The organism is Anaplasma phagocytophilum (genome assembly GCF_023476575.1).
In the GTDB taxonomy this organism is placed as follows: domain Bacteria; phylum Pseudomonadota; class Alphaproteobacteria; order Rickettsiales; family Anaplasmataceae; genus Anaplasma; species Anaplasma phagocytophilum_A.
Genome location: NZ_JAHLEX010000148.1, coordinates 1 through 1,699, shown reverse-complemented (window position 1 = coordinate 1,699; position 1,699 = coordinate 1). Strand labels below are relative to the sequence as shown.

Sequence of the window (1,699 nt, the reverse complement as noted above, 5' to 3'; positions counted from 1 at the left end):
AAATAGCAGGTAGAGGAATGTAAGTAGGTAAGTAACTTTTGTCACTTATAACTCCTACAAAATGATGAGGGCTTCATATTACTTATACATAACAGGCTTTCTAAGCCTACTTGCGATGTTCAGACACGGATCTATCAGAAGACTACTGGGATATACTACGAGTATCCTGATATAATTTTCACCTACTAGATAACAATTCAAAACACCATCTCTTCCCGATATTCTGCACTTATGTTGGGTGGCACACTTATTTGTTAACTTGTTTAAGAGTTTCAAACTCTAAGCACATAACTTTGTTATTAGTTGCAGCACTTCTTTTCTCTGGTTCTCTATAAAAAATATATATGATTGTGCTGCTCTGGTGGATGTAGAGGAATTGATATACGAAATTTGCTACAACGTTTAAATATTTCCAATTGTATTTCTGCTTGTGGAGTATGAGAGCAAGGGAGGATGTTGTCCAGACCTATTCCACCTAGCATAGCGAGGGCTGTGTAAGTATTGGGGTAGCCCCTAGGTTTCTAATTCTAAATCTACGCCAGACATAGTGCAATAAATTGTATAAGCATGGCACGATTTCTAGGTCCTTCAGACTCTACAAGACAAAACCTCCACATCGTTTTCCATGTCTGCGAGTTGCAAAACTTATACTAGAAATGTCATTCCTCCTATATAGTATGAAGGCAGTCCTTCCCTAGTGCATAGTGGAAAAGAAGCAGCTAGATAACATAGTGAGAGTATTTTCCGGTGGTGCCATAGGTGACAGCAAAGGAGACGAAATTTCGCTGTTCGGTAATCTTCTGAATCTCTGTTCCCCATCTCCGTACATCGGACGAGCGCGACCTCCAGGTCTATCTATGCTTAACAACATATCTGGATGAAATTCACCCGGCAATAACGGAAGCAACCCTCGCTCCATATTTCCCCAAGGATAAACAGACTTCACGGTATCATCTACAAGACACATAGCTCGTTGCATACATAATGAAGCTTGTTTTAGCATACTACGTACACAGGCAGGAATGCTAGGGTTAGGCAGTAAACTTGATGACATCAGGTTTACTGCATATTCTGAATTGCTAACAACTTCACGCACTGCTGTACCTGAATAATTCTCAGCTTTGCAATGCCTCCAATATTCCACAGCAGCAGTATACGCAGTTCCCGCACTCATAGAACAGTATAACTTCTTTATAATAAACCTTTCGCCCAATGCTCGAAAGGACTGTTGCCTCTCTGTTCGATATAGCTCTTCTGAAGCATCTAAGCATGCAATTGCATTCAGTATGTTTAAGAGGCAATAGTCTGCTTTGCATAGAAGACTCAAATCTTCCGATAATCCAAGTACCGCAGTTCTCGGCTCTAGATAATTCTTAAATGCCCTTTTTAATAGACCTTCTAATTTACATAAAACATATACGTTGCATTCAAGAAGTGGATCGTCTAGTGGTGTATACCGACCTATAGCTGCCTTGAATTTAGAAGCAGTGCCAGATAGCTTATAAATTACCAACTCGGCAAGTACTGTCCTCACGTATGTATTAGTATTTTCCCGGAAAATACCTGCGATCGATGAACAAAGGTTTGCACATTGGGCAAATTCTCTCTCAATGCCAGCGTCGACAGGAAATGCTGTATCTCCAAGGATCCCAGCTATCAGAAACAATACCCTACGAATCTCAGCTGAATCTGTGAATTC

The 1,699-nt window shown here is 40.5% G+C and carries 1 protein-coding gene; it reads right to left on the bottom strand.

Features of this window, described 5'->3' with window-relative positions:
• Positions 1–694: 694 nt before the first annotated feature.
• Positions 695–1,699, bottom strand: a 1,005-nt coding sequence (locus tag KPX09_RS05195) for a hypothetical protein (RefSeq protein ID WP_249549292.1), incomplete at its 5' end; no start/stop codon positions are given.